Annotated in this window: 16 protein-coding genes; 8 read left to right on the plus strand and 8 right to left on the minus strand. The window is 45.5% G+C overall.

The window, feature by feature from the left end; genetic code table 11:
- Positions 1-204: 204 nt before the first annotated feature.
- Positions 205-945 (minus strand): 23S rRNA (guanosine(2251)-2'-O)-methyltransferase RlmB, encoded by a 741-nt coding sequence (gene rlmB / locus AC0J2X_RS09545; protein ID WP_014950916.1) that lies wholly within the window; start codon positions 943-945, stop codon positions 205-207.
- Entirely contained in the window at positions 946-3,363 is a 2,418-nt protein-coding gene (rnr, locus tag AC0J2X_RS09550) for a ribonuclease R (protein WP_472995980.1), read from the minus strand.
- A 307-nt stretch (positions 3,364-3,670) separates the two neighbouring features.
- Between rnr and AC0J2X_RS09555 the strand changes: the two genes are divergently transcribed.
- On the plus strand, positions 3,671-5,389 hold the full coding sequence (locus AC0J2X_RS09555) for an alkaline phosphatase D family protein (RefSeq protein WP_472995981.1): 1,719 nt from the start codon (positions 3,671-3,673) through the stop codon (positions 5,387-5,389).
- Between the two features lie 125 nt (positions 5,390-5,514).
- Here AC0J2X_RS09555 and AC0J2X_RS09560 read toward each other — a convergent pair whose 3' ends face one another.
- The 3 genes from AC0J2X_RS09560 to AC0J2X_RS09570 form a co-directional block, all read right to left on the minus strand.
- Positions 5,515-5,811 carry a type II toxin-antitoxin system RelE/ParE family toxin gene (locus AC0J2X_RS09560; RefSeq protein ID WP_014950919.1) on the minus strand — a complete coding sequence of 99 codons (297 nt, stop codon included), beginning with the start codon at positions 5,809-5,811 and terminating at the stop codon, positions 5,515-5,517.
- Positions 5,792-6,040 (minus strand): CopG family ribbon-helix-helix protein, encoded by a 249-nt coding sequence (locus AC0J2X_RS09565; RefSeq protein ID WP_014950920.1) that lies wholly within the window; start codon positions 6,038-6,040, stop codon positions 5,792-5,794. Before AC0J2X_RS09565 ends, AC0J2X_RS09560 begins: the two co-directional genes overlap by 20 nt.
- Before the next feature lie 232 nt (positions 6,041-6,272).
- Positions 6,273-8,636, minus strand: coding sequence for a TonB-dependent receptor (locus AC0J2X_RS09570; protein ID WP_472995982.1), 2,364 nt, complete (start codon positions 8,634-8,636; stop codon positions 6,273-6,275).
- 318 nt (positions 8,637-8,954) lie between these two features.
- Here AC0J2X_RS09570 and AC0J2X_RS09575 point away from each other — a divergent pair, with 318 nt between their 5' ends.
- Both AC0J2X_RS09575 and AC0J2X_RS09580 read left to right on the plus strand, forming a co-directional pair.
- The gene (locus AC0J2X_RS09575; RefSeq protein ID WP_014950922.1) at positions 8,955-9,236 is read left to right on the plus strand and encodes a PepSY domain-containing protein; all 282 of its coding nucleotides are present in this window, start codon (positions 8,955-8,957) and stop codon (positions 9,234-9,236) included.
- A gap of 101 nt (positions 9,237-9,337) precedes the next feature.
- The gene (locus AC0J2X_RS09580; RefSeq protein WP_472995983.1) at positions 9,338-9,901 is read left to right on the plus strand and encodes a cytochrome b/b6 domain-containing protein; all 564 of its coding nucleotides are present in this window, start codon (positions 9,338-9,340) and stop codon (positions 9,899-9,901) included.
- A 137-nt stretch (positions 9,902-10,038) separates the two neighbouring features.
- Here AC0J2X_RS09580 and AC0J2X_RS09585 read toward each other — a convergent pair whose 3' ends face one another.
- Positions 10,039-10,683 (minus strand): tetratricopeptide repeat protein, encoded by a 645-nt coding sequence (locus AC0J2X_RS09585; RefSeq protein ID WP_014950924.1) that lies wholly within the window; start codon positions 10,681-10,683, stop codon positions 10,039-10,041.
- A 178-nt stretch (positions 10,684-10,861) separates the two neighbouring features.
- Positions 10,862-11,113, minus strand: coding sequence for a TIGR02647 family protein (locus tag AC0J2X_RS09590; protein WP_014950925.1), 252 nt, complete (start codon positions 11,111-11,113; stop codon positions 10,862-10,864).
- A 294-nt stretch (positions 11,114-11,407) separates the two neighbouring features.
- On the opposite strand from AC0J2X_RS09590, the gene ubiD reads away from it, so the two are divergent.
- From ubiD to AC0J2X_RS09610, 4 genes are all read left to right on the plus strand, one after another.
- Positions 11,408-12,874 carry a 4-hydroxy-3-polyprenylbenzoate decarboxylase gene (gene ubiD, locus AC0J2X_RS09595; protein ID WP_014950926.1) on the plus strand — a complete coding sequence of 489 codons (1,467 nt, stop codon included), beginning with the start codon at positions 11,408-11,410 and terminating at the stop codon, positions 12,872-12,874.
- Between the two features lie 99 nt (positions 12,875-12,973).
- Positions 12,974-13,669: an NAD(P)H-flavin reductase gene (gene fre, locus AC0J2X_RS09600; RefSeq protein ID WP_472995984.1), complete on the plus strand. Its 696-nt coding sequence runs from the start codon at positions 12,974-12,976 to the stop codon at positions 13,667-13,669.
- 254 nt (positions 13,670-13,923) lie between these two features.
- Positions 13,924-15,285 carry a M28 family metallopeptidase gene (locus tag AC0J2X_RS09605; RefSeq protein WP_472996032.1) on the plus strand — a complete coding sequence of 454 codons (1,362 nt, stop codon included), beginning with the start codon at positions 13,924-13,926 and terminating at the stop codon, positions 15,283-15,285.
- Positions 15,286-15,540: 255 nt separating this feature from the next.
- Positions 15,541-16,566: a substrate-binding periplasmic protein gene (locus AC0J2X_RS09610; protein ID WP_039226834.1), complete on the plus strand. Its 1,026-nt coding sequence runs from the start codon at positions 15,541-15,543 to the stop codon at positions 16,564-16,566.
- 247 nt (positions 16,567-16,813) lie between these two features.
- Here the strand turns inward: AC0J2X_RS09610 and AC0J2X_RS09615 are convergent, their stop codons facing one another.
- Complete coding sequence (locus tag AC0J2X_RS09615; protein WP_472995985.1) at positions 16,814-19,537, minus strand: ATP-binding protein; 2,724 nt, start codon at positions 19,535-19,537, stop codon at positions 16,814-16,816.
- Between the two features lie 226 nt (positions 19,538-19,763).
- Here AC0J2X_RS09615 and AC0J2X_RS09620 point away from each other — a divergent pair, with 226 nt between their 5' ends.
- On the plus strand, positions 19,764-20,321 hold the full coding sequence (locus tag AC0J2X_RS09620) for a GbsR/MarR family transcriptional regulator (protein ID WP_014999724.1): 558 nt from the start codon (positions 19,764-19,766) through the stop codon (positions 20,319-20,321).
- Positions 20,322-20,331: the final 10 nt, after the last annotated feature.

Raw genomic sequence — 20,331 nt, forward strand, 5'->3', positions numbered from 1 at the left:
AGCGCGCCAAATGTGTATTACGAGCAGATTCATGGTAGGAATAAAAAACTATAATTAACATTAATTTCACAAATTCAAATGTAACAAAATATTAAACTCTTTATAAGTTTTACTTAAATATAAAAAAAGCGTGTTCCCGAAGGTACACGCTTTTTTAAAAACCAATTGAAAACTCATTAGAGGCTCAATTCTAGCAACTTAGTCTCATAAACTGCGCTGTCTTACGATCTCGTATAAGCACACGCCGGTTGCTACGGACACATTTAAACTTGTCACGCTGCCAGCCATAGGGAGCTTCACCAACTCATCGCATGTTTCTTTGGTGAGCCTACGCATGCCCTTACCTTCAGCCCCCATTACTAATGCAGTTGGGCCTTTCAGGTCTACATCATAAAGGGTCTTATCGGTTTCACCGGCTGTGCCAACAATCCAAAGGCCTTTATCTTGAAGGTGCTTCAAGGTTCTGGCCAGGTTCGTGATTTGAATAAGTGGAACCACTTCAGCTGCACCACAGGCCACCTTTCTTACTGTGCCGTTTAAGCTTGCTGATTTATCTTTCGGTACTACTACCGCGTGCACCCCTGCTCCATCTGCAGTACGCAGGCACGCACCTAGATTATGCGGGTCGGTAACACCGTCTAGTACCAAGATTAAAGGCTGCGCTTCGCTTTCTAAAATTTTGTCTAAGTCAGCTTCATCTAGCACGCGGGCTGGTTTCGCTCTTGCTACCACGCCTTGGTGTTGCTCACCGCTTACTTTGTCATCTAGCGCTTTGCGCTGACAAAACTGAACGGAAATACCGAAACGACGGGCTTGGTTAACAATGTTGGTTAGGCGCTCGTCATTGCGACCTTTTAACACTAACACTTCCATTACACGCTCGGGTTCTTTTTCAAGTACCGACTGCATGGCATGTAAACCGTATAACCATTCTTGCTGCGCCATTTAACGCTTACCTCTTTTATTCAATGACAGTGTTTTGCCGCTACTACCGCCTTTGGCGCTGCCGCGACTTGACGATTTTCCACCGCTACGACTAGACGAGCTTGAGCCGCCTTTGCCTTTGTTCCCTTTTTTATCAGAACGCGAGCCTTTATCAGAGCGTGATTTGTTATCAAAACGAGTAGGTTTATCTGAAGCCTTTTTCGCAGACCTCACTTTTACCTTCTTACCCTTAGTGCCGCGCAGCATAGACTTATCGAGTAATAAATCAATCTTTCTTTCATCAAGGTTGACCGCTGCTACGGTTACTTCAACCGTATCACCCAATCTGAACTGGCGATGGCCCGACTCACCAACCAGCGCTTGTTTTACATCGTCATAGTGATAATAGTCATCATCTAGCGATGTTATATGTACTAGGCCGTCGATGTGGTATTCGGTAAGGCGTACAAATAAACCAAAGTTAGTGACCGAGCTGACCACCCCTTCAAAGGTGTCGCCGACGTGGTCGAGCATAAACTCGCACTTAAGCCAGTCAGCTACGTCACGGGTGGCATCATCGGCGCGGCGCTCTGTCATTGAACACTGCTCGCCTAACTGTTCAATTTCTTCAACGGTGTAGTTTTTCGCGCCACTGACTGCTTTTTTGCCCTGCTGTTTAGCAATAATGCCTTTTAGCGCACGGTGCACGACCAAGTCTGGGTAGCGACGGATAGGTGACGTGAAGTGCGCGTAAGCTTCTAGCGCCAACCCAAAGTGACCTACGTTGTCACCGTCGTAAACCGCTTGCTTCATTGAGCGCAGCAGCATGGTTTGAATTAGTTCTTCGTCCACTCGACCGCGGGTTTTAAGCACCACATCGGTAAATGCGGCAGGCTCCGCGTCTTCAACAATGCGATGAGGAATACCGATTTCACTTAAGTAACTGGTAAATGCGGTAAGCCTGTCGGCGTCTGGTTTGTCGTGCACACGATATAGCGCAGGCGCCTCATGCTTTTCAAGCATAAGAGCCGCACTCACGTTTGCCATGATCATGCACTCTTCAATAAGCTTGTGCGCGTCGTTACGCACCAGCGGCACAATATTTTCAATCTTCCGCTGGGCGTTGAATACAAACTTCACTTCTTGGGTTTCAAATTCAATCGCCCCGCGCTTAGCACGAGCTTTTTTGAGCGCGCGGTACAAGTCGTGAAGATTACGTAAATGAGGTACATGAGGCTCGTAACGCTGATGAAGTTCTTTGTCGCCCTGCAGAATATTCCACACTTTAGTGTACGTTAAACGGGCGTGTGAGTTCATGACCGCTTCGTAAAACTGGAATTCTTCTAGTTTGCCATTTGCACTGATGGTCATTTCACACACCATACATAGGCGGTCGACTTCAGGGTTTAATGAACACAAGCCGTTTGACAGCACTTCCGGTAGCATAGGAATTACTTGGTCAGGGAAGTAAACCGAGTTACCGCGCTGCTGCGCTTCATCATCAAGGGCTGAGCCTGTTCTTACATAATGACTTACATCGGCTATGGCTACCCACAGCTGCCAGCCGCCATCGTCTAGCGGTTCGCAATATACCGCGTCATCGAAGTCGCGGGCGTCTTCACCATCGATAGTGACCAGCGGAAGCTGGCGTAAATCGATGCGACCTTCCTTGGCTTCATCGGGCACTTGATCGGTAAGCTTTTCCACTTGCTTGGTTACGCCATTTGGCCACTGGTGCGGAATATCAAACGTGCGAAGTGCCATTTCTATTTCCATACCTGGCGCCATATGTTCACCAAGTACTTCAACAATCTTCCCCACCGGACTCATTTTACGGCGTGGACGCTGGGTAAGCTCTACCACAACCACCTGCCCCATTCGAGCACCGTGTGTGCTCTCTGGTGGAATAACAATTTCGTGCTGCAACCGGCTGTCATCTGGCACAACCATGCCAAAACCTTGTTCAACAAAGTAGCGGCCAACAATTGGCTCGCTGCGTGGCTCTATGACTTGCGTAACAAACGCTTCTTTTCTTCCGCGGCGATCGGTTCCGCTAATGCGCGCTTCTACCACATCGTCGTGAAGGAACAGGTTCATTTGCCCAGCACTGATAAATAAATCACCGCTCTTATCTTCAGGACGCAAAAAGCCGTAGCCATCACGGTGACCAATAATTCTGCCTTTAATGAGTTCATCACGGTTTTGGAGAATGTATTTTTTCTGCTTGGTAAATTGCACCTGACCTTCGCGCTCCATGGCACGTAGTCGGCGCTGAATTCCAATTCGCGCTTCTTCGTCGAAGGCGTTCACCAAGTTACAGATATCAAGAAACGACAACGGCTTGTCGTGCTCTTTTAATAAACTCATTAAATATTCGCGGCTGGCTACCGGATTTTCGTACTTCTCTTTCTCGCGCTGATAATGCGGATCATCACTCATGTATTTTAAATTTACCTTTCGTATTTTGTTCAACGTGTTTTCGTTTGTGGCTTAGTACTTCAAAGCCCTTTAGAAAACATAAATATGATTGTTTAGACACACGAACCATTTTTGGTTCATGTGGTTATTTGCTGCACAGTATAACAGTATTTGCAGTAAAACATTGACTGTTATTATGGATTCTCAGCCTGACATCTCTATGTCACAAACACTCAGTATAAAAATGGGTTTTCGTTTTTGTTGCATGAGCGTTCAACAAAACAATGACATCACCGGATACCTTACAAACCTTATAAAGAGCAGGCATATGGATAGAAGATCGTTTATAAAGCTGTCGTCACTCGCAGGCGCGAGCGTAGCAGTGTCTACAGGGCTAGCAGGCTGTACTGTTAGCGCTTCAGCAAACAGCCAACCGCAAACCAACGCTACCTTTACCCATGGTGTGGCGAGTGGAGACCCATTAAAAGACGCCGTGATTATTTGGACGCGCGCAGTGCCAGACTCTGGTGCAGGCCCAGGCTCGGGCTCAAAATCAGGTTTAGCCAAGGCCGATATTTTATGGGAAATGGCAAGCGATGCTGATTTTGCCAATGTGATAAGTAGCGGTATTGTTGAAGCCAAAGCAATCCATGATTTTACCGTAAAAGTCGATGTAGCAGGACTTAGTCCAGCTCGTCGTTATTTTTACCGCTTCAAAAGCGCTAATAATACAAGCCCTGTTGGAGAAACCCGTACGCTACCTGAAGTCGATGTGTCTAATGTCACGTTCGGCATATTTTCTTGTTCCAACTACCCCGCTGGCTTTTTCACGCCTTACATGGAAGCAGCGAAAGACGACAACATTGACTATGTATTACACCTTGGTGACTACATTTATGAGTACGATGGCGAAGGTTACGCAACTGAGCACGCCAAGGAAATTGGCAGGACCTATGCGCCTGATAACGACACAGAGCTTTACACTCTCACTGACTATCGCAACCGCTATGCGCTGTATCGCACGGATGAAGGCCTGTTGGCATTACACCAAAACAAGCCGTTTATTGTTGTGTGGGATGACCATGAAGTTACAAACGACACCTACAAAGACGGTGCTGAAAATCACCAAGCGGATGAAGGCGATTTTTATGAACGTCGTGCTGCGGCCGTGCAAGCTTATTATGAGTGGTTACCGATACGCCCACCTTTTGGCACCGAGCGCTTAGAAATTTATCGTCAGTTTACCTTTGGTAAGCTTCTTGACTTATACATGCTCGACACCCGCGTTCTTGCTCGCGACAAACAGCTTGAATACGCCAACTATCGCGATGCTGAAACTAAAGCGTTTGACCAAGCACGCTTTATGAAAGACATCGGCAACCCGAACCGCGGTTTACTCGGTGAAACACAACGCACCTGGCTCCACTCGTCTATGCAGCAAAGCCAGGCTAAATGGCAGGTGTTAGGGCAACAGCTATTAATAGGCCGTATGCTTTTCCCTGTATCGATTTTTAATGGCGTTGAACGCAAAGCAATACCTGATCATGTACATAGGCTCGCGAATATCAAACGCAAACAAAAGCAAGGTGGTGCACTTAGTGAGCAAGAGCTTGCGCTTATCAATACCGTAATGCCTTACAACTTAGACGCATGGGATGGCTACCCTGTTGAGCGGGAACAGGTGCTGATGCAGCTTAAGTCCATCGGCAAGCCAGTTATTGCCCTTGCCGGTGATACACATAATGCTTGGCACAATAAATTAACCCTTAAAGACGGCACGGAGGTGGGAGTTGAACTTGCCACACCAGGCGTGACGTCACCCGGTATGGAACATTACCTAAGCATGGGGGATGAAAAAGCTAAAACCCTTGCAGACGACCTACCGCTTCTTATAGAAGATTTGCAGTACTGTAACCTCCACCAGCGCGGGTTCATGACTTTAACCGTTAGCCAAGATAGCGCAAAAGCAACGTGGCACTATGTAGATGCGATTTTGACCAAAGCAGGCAAAGTGGTTAATACGCATAGCTATGAGATTAAGGCATAGCGTTCTACAAGTTTTTAAGCGTGTATAGGCTTGAGCCTATGCACGTTATTTATAAAGTTAAAGGCTACAAACGCTACCTTACAAGTCTGACAACGAGCTTAGTGCTTTCCACAAATAGTTTGTTTTTAATCTGCGTTGGGCCATTGCTGAGCATCATGAAGAACACGTAGTATTTCGATGCAATTTGTAGTGATGTTTTCTCGATATATAACGATAAACGGCAGGCCATTAATTACAAGTTCACGCGTATTCTTCAATCGGCCATGACGGCCTGCTCTAGGATGTTCTGATAGGACTAGGTGCGAACTATCAATAATGTTCATGACAACGTCAATAGCTACAGAGGGGCTATTTTCTTGAGCAATATGAGCTTCAATTTTCTCTAAATCGGTACCTGCAAGATCAGTCCATTTGAGCTGCACGCTTAGCCTCCCACTTAGTTTTGACATCAGTATGGTCGGTCAAACGTCCCTCATCAGCGGCTTTCACTCCTTTTTCCACCTCTTGGATAAACCACTCTTCGCGAGCAACATACTGCTTGATGGCTTCGGCCATCAGCCACGCCCTAGGTCTATCCATCGCCTTAGCCATTTCGCCTACACGTGCAAGTGTTTCGTCATCTAATCTTACTGAGGTAGCTTTTAAAGGCATGTAGATTCTCCGAGGTTCTTTGAGAATCTTTATTGTAGCTGCACTAGCATTAAATGTCTTCTTTTACTTTTCATCACCAAAGACAGAGTGCAAGACGTTATAGTTAAATCGCACCGAATAAAATCAGAGTCTCTGATACTCCTTCTTGTGACCCATACAATTTAAGTTACGTCCTACTCCCATCAAGATAGGGGCATATTGACGGGAATAGGTACTCTCTTATTCTTTACTTCTAAAACTCATAATAAACACGCACACCAGCAATGCGTGGCATGCCGCGTACGAAGGTAGGAATACCCAATCCACCGCCCGTATTACCAGCATCAATCAAGAACTCTTTATCAAACAGGTTGTTCACGTAAAACTCATAGGCAAACTTGCTGTTGTCTTGAAGCAGCTTCACCGATACATCAGTCAGTGAGTAAGTATCTTGAGAAAGACCAGGGTAATTGCTGCTTTCAAAAAACACTTCTGACTGGAAGCTGGTAAGCCAGTTAACATCGATGTCAAAACTGTCCATATTGAATACTTTGTTGATGTTTATCGCGCCGCTAACTTCTGGCGCTAAGCGGAACTTATTGCCACCGTATTGGAACTCAGATCCATCAGCAGTATTGTCTGCAAATTCAGCGTCAAGGAAACCAAGGCTTGCTGTTAGCGTCAGCGTCTCGCTGTAGTTATAGGTCGCCATGCCTTCAATACCCGACATGGTCGAGTCGCCTACCGTTACAGTAATAGACTGTAAGGTTTCCGCGTCGGTAAAGCTTTGCTGATAATCGCTGTATTCGTAGGTGAAAATGGCACCTGAGAACAGGAAGTTCGCGCTTTGGTATTTAATACCTAAATCGTAACTGTCTACTATTTCAGGTTTAGTTACGCTAACGCCACCGGCGTTTGCATCCACAACCGGTGAACGACGGCCTTTGGCATAGTTCGCATATAAGTTCCAGTTGTTGTTTACATCGTAGCTTACTGCGAAGCGTGGCAGGGTATCGTCAAAGTCACGCTCGGCATCGAAAGTAAATGTACCGTCTGCAGTAGTATAAGTATTACGGGTATAACGTGTTTCGTCGATATAGCGCACGCCAGCAGTAATGTTGATGTCGTCGGTAACAAAATACGACACCTCAGCAACATAAGACGCTATATCAAGTTCAGCTTCAAATATAAACGGCCCTTGTATCAGAATAGGCGGCAATGCAGGATTAGAAATAGGAGAGCCATCTTCATTAAACAGTTGCGACACTAACATCGCACGCAGTGCTTCTATTTCTTCTAACGATGCGTCAGTAGCGATATTCTGATTTAGCGGAATGTTTGAGGTGGCCTCAAGCTGTGCTTTTACCGCATCGAAGGTACCACGTACAAATGGGTCGACCATTACATAATAGGGCAAAATAGAGTCGTCTTGAGTAATAGACGCACCTACAAACGCGGCCAATTTATCACCCGAGTCATACACTAAACGCATTGACGCACCTTTAAGCGTAGCGTCGTTATCGAAATAGGCATCTTGAATACGCAAAGCAGAACCGTCGGCGTCAAATCCCTCGCTTACCTCTACATCTTTATAGTATGCGTCGGCATGCAGACTGAGCGTTTGGTTGAAATCGTAGTTTACGGTTAAGTCATAAGCTTGAAGCGTTCGTTCAATGCCTAGTTCACTGCCTAAACTAAATTCGGCATCAGTAAAAGGGCTAGTATCTCCGCCATTGGGGGCGATAGAGCCTGATTTGAAGGCAATGCCCGGCTGGTCGTTATACTCCATGGCTGCGCGCGCAATGATTTCAAGCTGATTGTAATTCGCTCGCCATGTTGCACGTAGTGCTTGTACTGAAACACCCTGAAGATCTTCGCTGTTGCACGGCACTTCTTCACCAAGATGGTTGTACATATTTGCATTACCGTAATAAGAGTCAGCGCTACAGGCATTGTTTTCTACAATGCCGTCCATTTCGCGATAAAGACCTGCTATACGAAAACTGTGGTTATCGTTAATAGGCTGGTTATACATGAATTCAACTTCTTGGCCTTCTTCTGAGTTATAGCCAACCTGTACCTTGCCTTCTTGTTCGAAGGTGGGAAGATTAGAGTGAATACTCACCGCACCATTGGCTGCCGCCACACCAAATAAGGTTGGCTGGGGGCCTTTTAACACTTCAACGCGAGCGATATCGTAAAGTGCGACACTGGCTACGGTTTTCTTACTGATATCGAAGCCATCTTGATATACAGAGATGCGAGGCGTTGCCGATACCGAAGATACGTCGTCAGTCACGCCCCGAATATTAAAAGACGGTAAGCTTACGGCCTGCTCTTGAATTTGAACGTTAGGTAAAATTCGAGAAAGCTCATCAAGTTCCATGATATTGGTGCGCTCTAAGAACTCGCTACCTATTACATCCATAGTAACAGGCACATCCATAACGGACTGCTCACGCATTTGTGCGGTTACCGTAATCTCTTCTATATAGTTATGTTCGTTTTCTGTGTCGGGCGCTACTTCTTGTGCAATTGCGGCGCTTGATAGCGCAAATGCAATTGTTGTGGCAAGCAGAGAGCGTGGATAAACCGTTCGTGGGTACAGAGGACGCATCAAATCATTCCTTTTGTGTGCTTATTGGGTGTTTTATGTATTTTTTAAACATTTCGCCGACAGATTGGCGACATTGCCTAGTGTTTAGAAATATCAAAGCCCAAAAATGTAGAACGCTTTTGAGACGGTTCGATGAACTATCCGTGACATGTCGGAGGCAATTTTATGACAAGTATTCTGTGCCCCGTTATAAAACCAAACAGAACTCAATTCTGTACAACAAAGTAGTGCAACCTCTATGCACAAAAGAACAATGTCAGTACAATATTTAAGTAGGATAGAAAGAACTTTTAAATAAAAAGCGAAACGGAGACTGCAATGAAAAAACTAATGATGGCTACTGCTATTGGCGCCGCGACCTTATTAAGCGCATGTAGTGCAGAGCACGGCACCACTCAGTGTACTACTGCGCCGGAAGCTGAATGGCAAAACCAAGATGCGTTTCAGGCTCAGCTGTTAGCGCAAGGCTACAAAATCAACGAATTTAAAGTGACAGGCGGTAACTGCTACGAAATCTACGGCTTCGATAAAGAAGAGAACAAAGTAGAGATTTACTTTAACCCTGTTGATGGCAGCATTGTTAAAAAAGAAATGCACTAAATTCTGTTTAGCAAACGGTTCATCGAACGCTTGCTTTAAAACTTGATAAAAACGCTGCAAACTATTGCAGCGTTTTTGTTTTACCCTGAGAAAGTCACGTAATGCACAAAGCTAAAGACACGGGTTCAGATATTTATGTTTGGGATTGGGTAGTGCGCGTATGCCACTGGGGCATTGTTGCAAGTTTTATCACCAACTACTTTATTGTAGAGCCAGGCCGGCTTTTTCATGAAATCGCGGGCTATGTGGGCGTAGCGCTTATATCTATACGCGTTGCTTGGGGCTTACGTTCAGCTAATCCCAACAAGAAGGGCTCCGCAGATTACGCTAGCTTCTTCACTATTTCGCTAAGCAAGCAGGCCTTTAGAGAACATCTTCAGCACTTAAAGCATAAACAAATCCCACGTACTCATGGCCACAATCCTTTTGGCTGGCTTATGGTGATGGCAGTTATTGCCCTTTTGCTTGGGTTAGGTATTACCGGTTTTATGATGGAAGAAATAGACGCACTGTTTGGAAATAGCACGCTGGAATGGATACACAGTATTATGGCTGATGTATTGTACGGCTGTGTGTTGGTGCATATTGCTTCCGTGTTTGCTGTACAACGTATGGGTAATATTCAGTTAGTTCGCCCTATGCTTACTGGCTGGCGTAAGCGTTAAGCCTACGTAAAGACATAGATGTGCTACGGACATAAATACACTTTTGCCGAAGCTGGCTTGTTGTGTTTGCCAGCCTTTCTGCCCTTAAGATTTTAGTTGCCTGCAGGTGTTCGTTATCACCTCGCCACTTGTGGCTTTTAACTATCCAAAGGCCGCTTTGCCTCTCGCACGGCTTTCGGGTGCATTAATTTTTCTAAGCGAGCGAGGTAAGACGCAATTTGCTGATGCTGCTTTTTATCGTTGGTCACCGAGTTATAAAGCCAGTGGTATGCGTCTTCATAATCGTAAGGACTGCCATAACCGTCCAAAAACAACTCAACCAAGTGAATTTGCGCTTTTAGGTTTTTAAGCGCAGCGGCTTCTCGTAAATACACCACGGCGCGAGATTTATCCTGCTGTACGAGTGTGCCTTTGGCATAGTAACGCCCAAGTTGCTCTAGTGCTGCTGGCAAACCTTGATTCGCGGCATCTTCCATGTAGCCAATACCACGGGCAGGTTCAGCGTCTACGCACACGCCCCATGCCAGCATATCTCCCCATAAAAACTGGTAGGCCGGTACTTTCAACACGTTTGCACGCGCTTCAATGTCTTGCACTAATTGGCATCGATCAGCCACGACTTTGTCTAAATGCGTATTAGCATTAATCATATCGATTAAGGCATCTTGGCTGTAAAGCTGAACTGCGCGAAGCTCTTCAATCGTTTCCCCTTCAAGAGCATGAGCGCAAAAACCCGTGACAGTCGCGCAGATAAATAAGGCTGTGTGTAGAATACGTTTCATAGCAAAAGAGTATGTGTTGATTACAATGTCTTAGTTAAGGTATCGACTAATTATAGATTATCTTAACCAAGACATGCTTTTCTTTACGAATGGACACATGAGCGTCTGCGGCCAGCTAATATCTGCTTTCAACTTTATGCTGACCACATGCATTTAACCGTACGCCAGCATCTTGCTTTTAGTGGCTACTTTTCCGTGGGCACATGGCCGATTGGATATGGCGGGCGTGATCGGCTAGGTCAATACCTAAATCAGTTAGGTAACCACCGTCTGGCTGGGTGATTAGGCCTTTGGAGTATAGCCTGGATGCTGCGTTCACCATGCTTTGGCTGGCATCGTGATGAATTTTTAAACCTTGAAGTAGGCTGTCTGTTGGAAACTTCAGTAACAAATTTAATTCGTCTAACATGTCCTGATCGAATGAACTCATGTAACCACCTTAGGCAAAAGGGTTAGTAGGGATTTAGCACGCTGGCCACTGTAAAACACCTCAGCAAAGCACTATGGTAACAACCTATACCGAAGCGCACACACCAAAGCACTATTAGCCCTAGATTTGTTAATATTTTTAACGCTTTCTTATATCACACCCAAATGGCACCTCTGTAAAGCGTAATTTATCTGTAAAACGTTTAATCGTGTAAACACAGCGCTTACTGATCGGACTTTGGCGCTAAATAGTATATTCTTGCCATAAATTGAGTTTGTGGATGCACCTGCACTGATGAAGTACAAAGATTTACGCGACTTTATTCGCCAGCTAGAAGCTAAAGGTGAATTAGTACGCATTACCCAGCCCATTGATACCGACCTTGAAATGACAGAAATTGCCGACAGGACGTTGCGTGCCGGCGGCCCTGCACTGCTATTTGAAAACCCTAAAAATCACGACATGCCCGTATTGGCAAATTTGTTTGGTACACCAGAGCGCGTAGCTATGGGCATGGGTCAAGAGTCTGTTGAAGCACTGCGTGAAGTAGGCAAGCTACTGGCTTATTTGAAAGAGCCAGAGCCGCCTAAAGGGCTGAAAGATCTTTGGGAGAAGCTGCCAGTATTTAAGCAGGTGCTTAATATGCCTGCCAAAGTCCTTAAAAAAGCCCCTTGTCAGGAAGTGGTGCTTACCGGTGACGACGTAGATTTATCAAAAATTCCGGTACAGCGCTGCTGGCCGGGTGACGCTGCGCCTTTGGTAACATGGGGTTTGAGTGTTACTAAAGGGCCGCATAAGAAGCGTCAGAATCTGGGCATTTACCGTCAGCAGGTTATCGGCAAAAACAAACTTATTATGCGCTGGTTGTCACACCGTGGTGGCGCCCTTGATTTTCGTGAGTGGTGTCAAACACACCCAGGCGAACCCTACCCGGTATCTGTGGCCCTTGGCGCAGATCCCGCTACCATTTTAGGTGCAGTTACTCCTGTTCCAGATACCCTTTCTGAATATGCTTTTGCGGGCTTACTACGTGGTGATAAAACCGAAGTAGTTAAGTCTATTAGTAACGACTTACAAGTACCTGCCAGTGCCGAGATTGTGCTTGAAGGCTATATCGCACAAGATGAAACAGCACCTGAAGGTCCATACGGCGATCACACCGGGTATTACAATGAAGTCGATGACTTCCCAGTGTTTACGGTAACGCATATTACCCACCGTAAAGATCCTATCTATCATTCAACCTATACAGGCCGTCCACCCGATGAGCCAGCTATTTTAGGTGTTGCGCTAAACGAAGTGTTTGTGCCTATTTTGCAAAAGCAGTTCCCTGAAATTGTCGACTTCTACTTACCGCCTGAAGGATGCTCTTATCGTATGGCAGTGGTGACGATGAAGAAACAGTATCCTGGGCATGCGAAACGGGTGATGATGGGTGTATGGTCGTTCTTGCGCCAGTTCATGTACACCAAATTTGTGATAGTGTGCGATGACGACGTCAACGCGCGTGACTGGAACGATGTTATTTGGGCCATCACTACCCGTATGGACCCAGCCCGCGACACGGTAATGATAGAAAATACGCCTATCGACTACTTGGATTTTGCATCACCGGTTTCAGGGCTAGGCTCTAAAATGGGCATGGATGCAACAAACAAGATGCCGGGCGAAACCGACCGAGAATGGGGCGTACCTATTGTGATGGACGAAGACGTTAAAAAACGCGTTGATGATATTTGGGACAGTCTTGGTATTATGTAGCGACTATTTTTAGCGCTATTTATTTTGTATTGAAGCATGCGCTTTTTTTTAAGCGCATGCAAAGGCGACACGCTAAGCAAGAAGGTTAGAAGAGAATACATGTCAGAAATTAAGTGTAAGGTTGCAAGCATCACGCCTTTAACCGAAGTGGTTCAAAAAGTTGAATTAACGCCAGAAAGCCCTGTTGAGTTTAAGGCGGGTCAGTACGCCATGGTGGTAATGGGCGAAAAAGATATGCGTCCATTTTCTATTGCCAATGCCGCATTTGATAATAACCGCATTGAATTACACATTGGCGCAGAGCCTGGCAACAGCTACGCTGGTGAAGTGCTAGAGCGCATGCGTGCGGATGGCGAAATTACTGTAAATGTGGGCAATGGTAATGCCTTTTTGCAAAGTAATGGCCTGCCTATGGTGCTTATTGCTGGTGGTACTGGCTTCTCATATACCTACTCTATTCTGCAAGAGCATCTTAATAGCGGCGACAAGACACCACTTACCCTTTATTGGGGTGGAAAACACGCGGCTGATTTGTATTTAGCTGACAAGCTAACTGAGCTCGCTGAAGCTAACGAACACTTCACTTTTGTGCCGGTTGTAGAGTTTGCATGCGACGAATGGAAAGGCAGAACGGGCTGGGTACACCATGCGGTAATGGCAGACCACGCTGACTTTGCCAATATTCAGGTTTACGTTGCAGGTCGTTTTGAAATGGCCAAAGTTGTACGCGATGATTTTACACAACGCGGCTTAAAAGTTGAGAACCTGTTTGGCGACGCGTTTGCGTTTATTTAAGCGCTAGCGTAAACCCATATTCTGAAAGCCGGCGAATGCCGGCTTTTTTGTTTTTTTAAAGTCATTTTTCATTCCCAGCGTCTTACTCCTTTTTTCAATCGCGATGCCTTGCGATGACCAACCATTAAACACGTTTACTCCAATTGTAGCTTTGCCACGTATTCGTTATGGTGAAAAAATAAAAACAGGAGATAACAATGATAAAAAACCGACCCGCACTAGCGAGTATAAGTGCAAAAATAAGAACTGAATTAATGAAAGTACTGGCATCAGCTGTATTGGTAAGTAGCACAGCGTCATTCGCCGCTCACGCACAAAGCGAGCAGCAGCAAGCACTTTATGATATTGCCAAAAATGTTTCCGCTGAAAACATTGAAAAAGACATTACTACGCTGGTGAACTTTGGTACACGCCATACCCTTTCTGAAACCGAGTCTGATACACGTGGTATTGGTGCTGCGCGACGTTGGATTAAATCTAAATTTGATAAAATTTCAGCCGAGTGTGGTGGCTGCTTAGAAGTTTACTACCAGTCGGAAGTCATCAGCGGAGAAAAACGTATTCCCGACCCAGTAGAAGTGGTTAGCGTTATCGCGATACAACGCGGTACCACCGATCCAGACCGTTACGTCATCATGTCAGGCGATATCGATTCACGGGTCTCTGATGTAATGGACTTCACCTCTGACTCACCAGGGGCAAACGACAACGCCTCTGGTGTTGCCGGTACCCTAGAAGCTGCGCGAGTACTATCCAAATACAAGTTTAACGGCAGTATCGTGTATGCTGCTTTATCTGGCGAAGAGCAAGGGCTTTTCGGCGGGCGTATTATGGCAAACCAAGCCAAGGAAGACGGCTGGCGAATTAAAGCCGTGCTCAATAATGATATGATAGGCAATATCGAAGGGGTTAACGGTGTGATTAACAACACCACCGCTCGCTTGTTTGCTGAAGGCTCACGCGTAACCGAAACGGATAAAGAAGCACGCATGCGACGTTTCACCGGGGGTGAAGTTGACTCACCAAGCCGTAACCTTGCCCGTTACATCGATAAAATTGCCGATCAGTATATTGAGAACCTAGACACAATGGTGATTTATCGCTTGGACCGTTTTGGTCGTGGCGGCCATCACCGCCCGTTCAACGACTTGGGCTACCCGGGTATTCGTATTATGGAAACTAACGAAAACTACACCCGCCAACATCAAGATCTTCGCGTAGAAGACGGTATTGCCTATGGCGACACCTTGGATGGCGTCGACTTTGATTACGCAGCCAAACTTACTGGCCTTAATGCTGTTTCTCTTGCTGCGATGGCGTGGGCACCGAACCCACCTGCAAATGTAGAAATTGCCGGTGCAGTTCAACCTTCAACATTTTTAAAGTGGGATGCACTAGACGCTGAAGAGAACCCGCAGCTTAAAGGGTACAAAGTATACTGGCGTCATACTGATGCTCCGCAATGGGAATACAGTAAATATGTGGGTAACGTCACCGAAGCCATGCTTGAGAACGTTGTTATCGACAACTACTTCTTTGGCGTAGCCAGCGTGAACAAGGACGGTGTTGAAAGCGTAGTGGTTTATCCAGGTCCTGCGGGAAGCTTTGGAGAATAAGCGTTTTTATTGAGCGCCTATATTAAGCGTGCGTATATGCATGCAATCAAGTTCGTGACGTTAAGCTGGTAATGAAACCGGCTTATCGTCACGAATGACTTTACTCAATAAAAGCTAGTATAAACGTGGACACTACACTCAATATATTGATGTCGCTTACATTTTGTTAATTTAAGCCAGAATGTGTTTATTGGAATTAAGCGACTAACTGCATTACAGTGTAGTAAATGTATGACGGCAGTTCGGAGTTCACCTTTGGTAAGATTCAGCGCGTTCTCGCTCTCTATTTTCACTCAACGTCTTTCTTTATTAGGCATAAGCCTAGCCCTTTGTTGTTTTAATGTTTCGCAATTACATGCCGCCCCTACCAAATTAGGTGCAGCTTCCTTCGAGACCTACATAAGCGACGATGGGGAGCCTGCTCGAGTTAACACACTGCTCGAAAAGGTGTTTCAGAAGGCGGAGTTGGATATCCAACTTCAGGTTATGCGACAAGCTTTTTTGGGCAGTTCTGTACTGACAGGTAAGCTAGACGGTGAATTTGCCTACGTTAATTTGGGCGAGGATAGCAGCAACTATGTTCTATCCGATATCTACTTACCCATTTACCTTTACGCGGTAAGCAAAGAGGCGGACGTTGAGGCAATAAAGCTTTTTCCTCATTTAAAAGACAACCGGGTCGCTATTGAAAATCGCTTTGCGAATACGCCCTCATTCAGACTGCTGAAAGATATAAAGTGGTCACGCAACCCCACTACGTTTGATGCATTTCGACAACTTGCCGACGATAGAGCGCCTTACTTAATTACCACCCAGCTGCTTGCGCGAGAGCTAAACATACTGCTGGCTAACGATAATGAAGAAACCTTGCACTTTTCAGCAAAACCTTTAGCAAAAACCGGATTTCAAATAGCTATCAGCAAAAATGTTGCTAACGCTGAAAGGATTATTGCGCAATTCAATCAAGCTGTGTCGACAATGCAGAATTCGGGGGAATTGAATCAGCCACTTGAGCTAGCTTGGCTCACCAAAGATGTGAATGGCGATGGCGTTGCCGACTTTATCGGGCACAGCAACATAACTACCACGTCAGACTTGTTAAACACCACCTATTCCCTTGACGGTAAACCTACATCTGAAGCCAGCGCGTTTTATATTGACGGGGATAGATATGCATCGCTTGAAGAAGCGCGTGCTGCCCTTCCCGATAAAGAAAGTTCGTCGCCCCGCGAGTCGCTGTTAGATAAAACCACCTACCAGCTATTACTCCGCCGCTGGTAGATGAATTTTGACTTCGGTGAACTTTGAAAGCAATGAGCGTTGAAAGGCATTAAATTAGGTAGAGAAGCACGAAGTCGACTACGCGACTTCTACACTACAAAGCATACCTGTCGTTGCTTAAACTAAACGACCTATTCAAAGATATGCGTCAGCTTTGTTAACGTTCTATCTTCGCGCTCTATCTTCGCGCTCTATCTTCGTAATACCGCTGATCAAAGGTTGCAAAGAAGACGGGGAGTCGTCAGAGTTAGTGTGACGTTTCTGGTAAGTACATTTCCAGAATTGTCAGCAATTCTTCGCCATCGACTGGCTTTGACACATAGTTGTTAAAGCCAGCTTTAAGTGCTTTAACGCGATCAGATGTATAGGCATAAGCGGTCAGTGCTACGGCATTAAGCTTTGCAATTTCTGGTATTTCACTGGCTCTTATTTTTAGAACTAAACCCAGCCCGTCGATTTCCGGCATACCAATATCCGATAGCAGAAGATCGAAGGCTTCTGGCATATCGTTAATTTCTTTCCATGCTAACAGGCCGTTCTTTACAACATTAACTCGCGCGCCGTTAGATTCTAGAAACAGCTTTATAAAATCACGGGCGTCTTGCTCATCTTCTGCGACTAAAATCCGTAAGCCGTTCAAACGCAAAGACTCAGTCAGGTCGCTAATTTCAGAGTTCTTAGTTTCAATAATGTCGTCGTGCAAATTAAGCGGCGCAATGGGCAGCGTTACGTAAAACGTTGTTCCCGTGTTAGGTCCGTCGCTTTCAGCATAAATTTCACCACCGTGCATCTCCACTAAACTTTTCACAATAGACAGGCCTAAGCCCAACCCATGTTTGTTGTGCTCGTTTTTACCTTGATAAAAACGTTCGAAAACATGAGATAGCTGCTCGCGCGTCATACCTTTGCCATTGTCTTTAACGCGGAAAAGGTAGTTTGAATGCTCTCTTCGACCTCTTACATGCACAGTACCGCCTTTCGACGTGAACTTAAGCGCATTGCTCAACAGGTTATTGATAACCTGTTTTATACGGAGATTGTCACCCAGAATTTGCGTGTGATCGTCTTCGCAATTTATCGATAGCTGAATATTCTTGCTCGCAAACCCAGCCTCAAAAGATTTGGCAACTTCAGATATGGACCCTGCGATATTAAGCGAATGGGTACTGAGCTTCATCGTACCTGAAATAATACGGGATAAATCGAGAATGTCGTTGATCAGTGCTGCCTGAGTTGATGCCGCGCGCTTTATCACGCCAAGGGCATCAGTCATTCTGTCCACATTGCCGACATCCATAAGCGCTAAATCGGTCCACCCCACAATGGAGTTAAGTGGTGAACGTAGCTCGTGAGAAATGCTGGCAAGAAACTGATCTTTCGCTTTATCCAGCTCTTCTAATTTACTAATTTGCTTATCGAGCGACGCTTTTAAGCTTAGCGCGTAAGGTATAAACAGATGATCAAAACCTTCAATGATTAGTTGGTCATCTTCGGTCCACTCTATCGATTCATCAGCGACACTTTGCAAATACATATCAAACGAATTACGAGGAGTAAGAGACTTTCCAATATCTTTTCTGGCTGCATCGCGACCCGCCCAACGAATGGTCTTGTCTTTCTGCTCCCTAAACCAAACCGTGTAGTAGCCCAGTTTTGAAGACACGCAGGAAATATACATGCCTCGAATGCCGTTTAGGTCGCCACTATCTAAAATTTCGTTTGTTAATCGGTTTATAGCAATGGACTGCTCAGAGCCGCTAATGGCAAATTTTTCGAGTAATTTTGCCAAGGTTTTCTCTGTGGGAGTCTTACCAACCAGATAGTTGCCCGTAGGGGTAACCACCGCCATACCGCACGAATCAGCAACATCCAGTAAGTCTCCTTCTTTCTGCGTGATGGCCTCAAGCGGGTTCGTGAATGAAGTAAGCTGATGAACAATATAGTTCAGCTTGCGTTGGCGAATTTGAAATTGCTCTTTCTTTTTATGCAGTGCTTTCGTGTGAAGCTGCCAGGCATAAAGGTGACCTAATGATTCGCAAACTAAACGTTTCTTCTGGTCGATGTAAGCAGGTTCACTGTTGTGGCATGCTAACAATCCCCACAGCTTACCCTCAAAAACAAGCGAAACTGAAAATGAAGAGCGGATCCCCATATTTTTAAGGTAGGCAATGTGCATAGGCGAAACAGAGCGAACCATTGACATTGATAAATCCAATGGCGGACGTTCTGCCTCTTTAACCGAAGGCTTAAGGCCTATAACTTGCTCTTCTACATCGTAGACACAGCGCACTCGATTTTTTAGATACAGTTCACGGGCCTGACTGGGGATGTCCGAAGCCGGAAACTTCAACCCTTTGAATGAGCGAGAATCTGTACTTGCGGCTTCACCAATTACTTCACCACAGTAGGTTTTGTCAAACTGATAAACCATGACCGAGTCGAAACCTATGTATTGCTTAAATACCTGAGCGATAGCATCGGCAACATCGCCTATGGAGTCGCGGTCATCGACATTGGGTAACAATGCGCGAATATCTACATCCATTGGCACCCATTGCTGCGCCGCCTCAAAGCTTAGTTGAGGGGTTGGCTCAAGCTCAATAACTAACAGCCCATTAGAATCGAAGGCAACGCCACTCCCTTCTTTCTCCCAATCTTTGAGATGGAGCGCATTTTCAGCAAACTTCCACTGGTAGGCGTGGCGTACATTTCCGCCTTTTACAGCATCATGAATAGTCTGGAATGTGCGCGCTTCAGGAGTGGGAATGTCAATTAGTTCAGTGATAAGTGTTTCACCGGGAACGACGTCTACTTTGAACATGTCATCAATGTTCTCGCTCACTACCTGAATTTTTTTGGTACTAGGGTTAATGGCTATGACATACCCAAAACTTTGTACGCTTTCAATCAAGTGGATAGCTTCATCTTCACAGTTTTGAAGCGTTGTAGGGGTATTGTCAATTGTTTGCATTACTTAGCGCCAAGTATCAAGAAAGCGAGCTTTCGTCGTGTGTTCCGTAGAGTAACCCACACGATAACAACTTATGACTGAGAAAGCATGTTATATCGACGTCTAGATCATTAGCTGAGAACATTAAATTTTCAAAAATTCGTACGTGATATCACTAATAAAACTTGTGTTTCTTGATCCTACGCAATAAACTTTCAGTAATTTCTGAAACTTCTGGAAGGTAAAAATGAAAATGACGCCTTTAATTACATCTGCGGTTATGCACTTTGGCGAAATGGGAAGTCGTTGGGGTTTCAACAGAACGGTTGGGCAAATTCTTGCGCTTATTGTTTTAAACGAAGAGCCCATTTCGGCGCAGGAAATTGCAGATGCGCTCAACATATCCAGAGGCAATACCAGCATGGGTTTAAAAGAGCTTCAGTCATGGCGCTTAGTTAAACAGCATCTTGTTCCTGGTGAGAGAAAAGAGTTTTTTATTCCGGCTGGCGATATTTGGACATTGGCCAATAGAGTATTTGAAGAACGAAGAAAGCGCGAGATAGACCCAACCATGAGTCTACTGCGTGATTTGTTGCTTGATGCACCTGCCAATGAAAAAGAGGCAAATGCACAACATAAACTGAACGAAATTCACGATTTACTCGAATCAATTACGGCATGGTCTGAAGAGCTTCAAAATCTTGGGCCTGAAAAGTTAAACACGTTGATGAAGTTGGGTTCTGGCGTGGGCCGTATGCTTGAGCTTAAGGACAAGCTACTTCCGGGGAAAAACAGCGTTAACTAAGGGGGCCTTC

Source organism: Alteromonas sp. R7 (assembly GCF_055755235.1).

Coding starts and splice junctions, on each gene's coding strand:
- rlmB (WP_014950916.1), bottom strand. CDS start 945: ATGGCGCAGCAAGAATGGTTATACGGTTTACATGCCATGCAGTCGGTA.
- rnr (WP_472995980.1), bottom strand. CDS start 3,363: ATGAGTGATGATCCGCATTATCAGCGCGAGAAAGAGAAGTACGAAAAT.
- AC0J2X_RS09555 (WP_472995981.1), top strand. CDS start 3,671: ATGGATAGAAGATCGTTTATAAAGCTGTCGTCACTCGCAGGCGCGAGC.
- AC0J2X_RS09565 (WP_014950920.1), bottom strand. CDS start 6,040: ATGCCTTTAAAAGCTACCTCAGTAAGATTAGATGACGAAACACTTGCA.
- AC0J2X_RS09570 (WP_472995982.1), bottom strand. CDS start 8,636: ATGCGTCCTCTGTACCCACGAACGGTTTATCCACGCTCTCTGCTTGCC.
- AC0J2X_RS09575 (WP_014950922.1), top strand. CDS start 8,955: ATGAAAAAACTAATGATGGCTACTGCTATTGGCGCCGCGACCTTATTA.
- AC0J2X_RS09580 (WP_472995983.1), top strand. CDS start 9,338: ATGCACAAAGCTAAAGACACGGGTTCAGATATTTATGTTTGGGATTGG.
- AC0J2X_RS09585 (WP_014950924.1), bottom strand. CDS start 10,683: ATGAAACGTATTCTACACACAGCCTTATTTATCTGCGCGACTGTCACG.
- AC0J2X_RS09590 (WP_014950925.1), bottom strand. CDS start 11,113: ATGAGTTCATTCGATCAGGACATGTTAGACGAATTAAATTTGTTACTG.
- ubiD (WP_014950926.1), top strand. CDS start 11,408: ATGAAGTACAAAGATTTACGCGACTTTATTCGCCAGCTAGAAGCTAAA.
- fre (WP_472995984.1), top strand. CDS start 12,974: ATGTCAGAAATTAAGTGTAAGGTTGCAAGCATCACGCCTTTAACCGAA.
- AC0J2X_RS09605 (WP_472996032.1), top strand. CDS start 13,924: ATGAAAGTACTGGCATCAGCTGTATTGGTAAGTAGCACAGCGTCATTC.
- AC0J2X_RS09615 (WP_472995985.1), bottom strand. CDS start 19,537: ATGCAAACAATTGACAATACCCCTACAACGCTTCAAAACTGTGAAGAT.
- AC0J2X_RS09620 (WP_014999724.1), top strand. CDS start 19,764: ATGAAAATGACGCCTTTAATTACATCTGCGGTTATGCACTTTGGCGAA.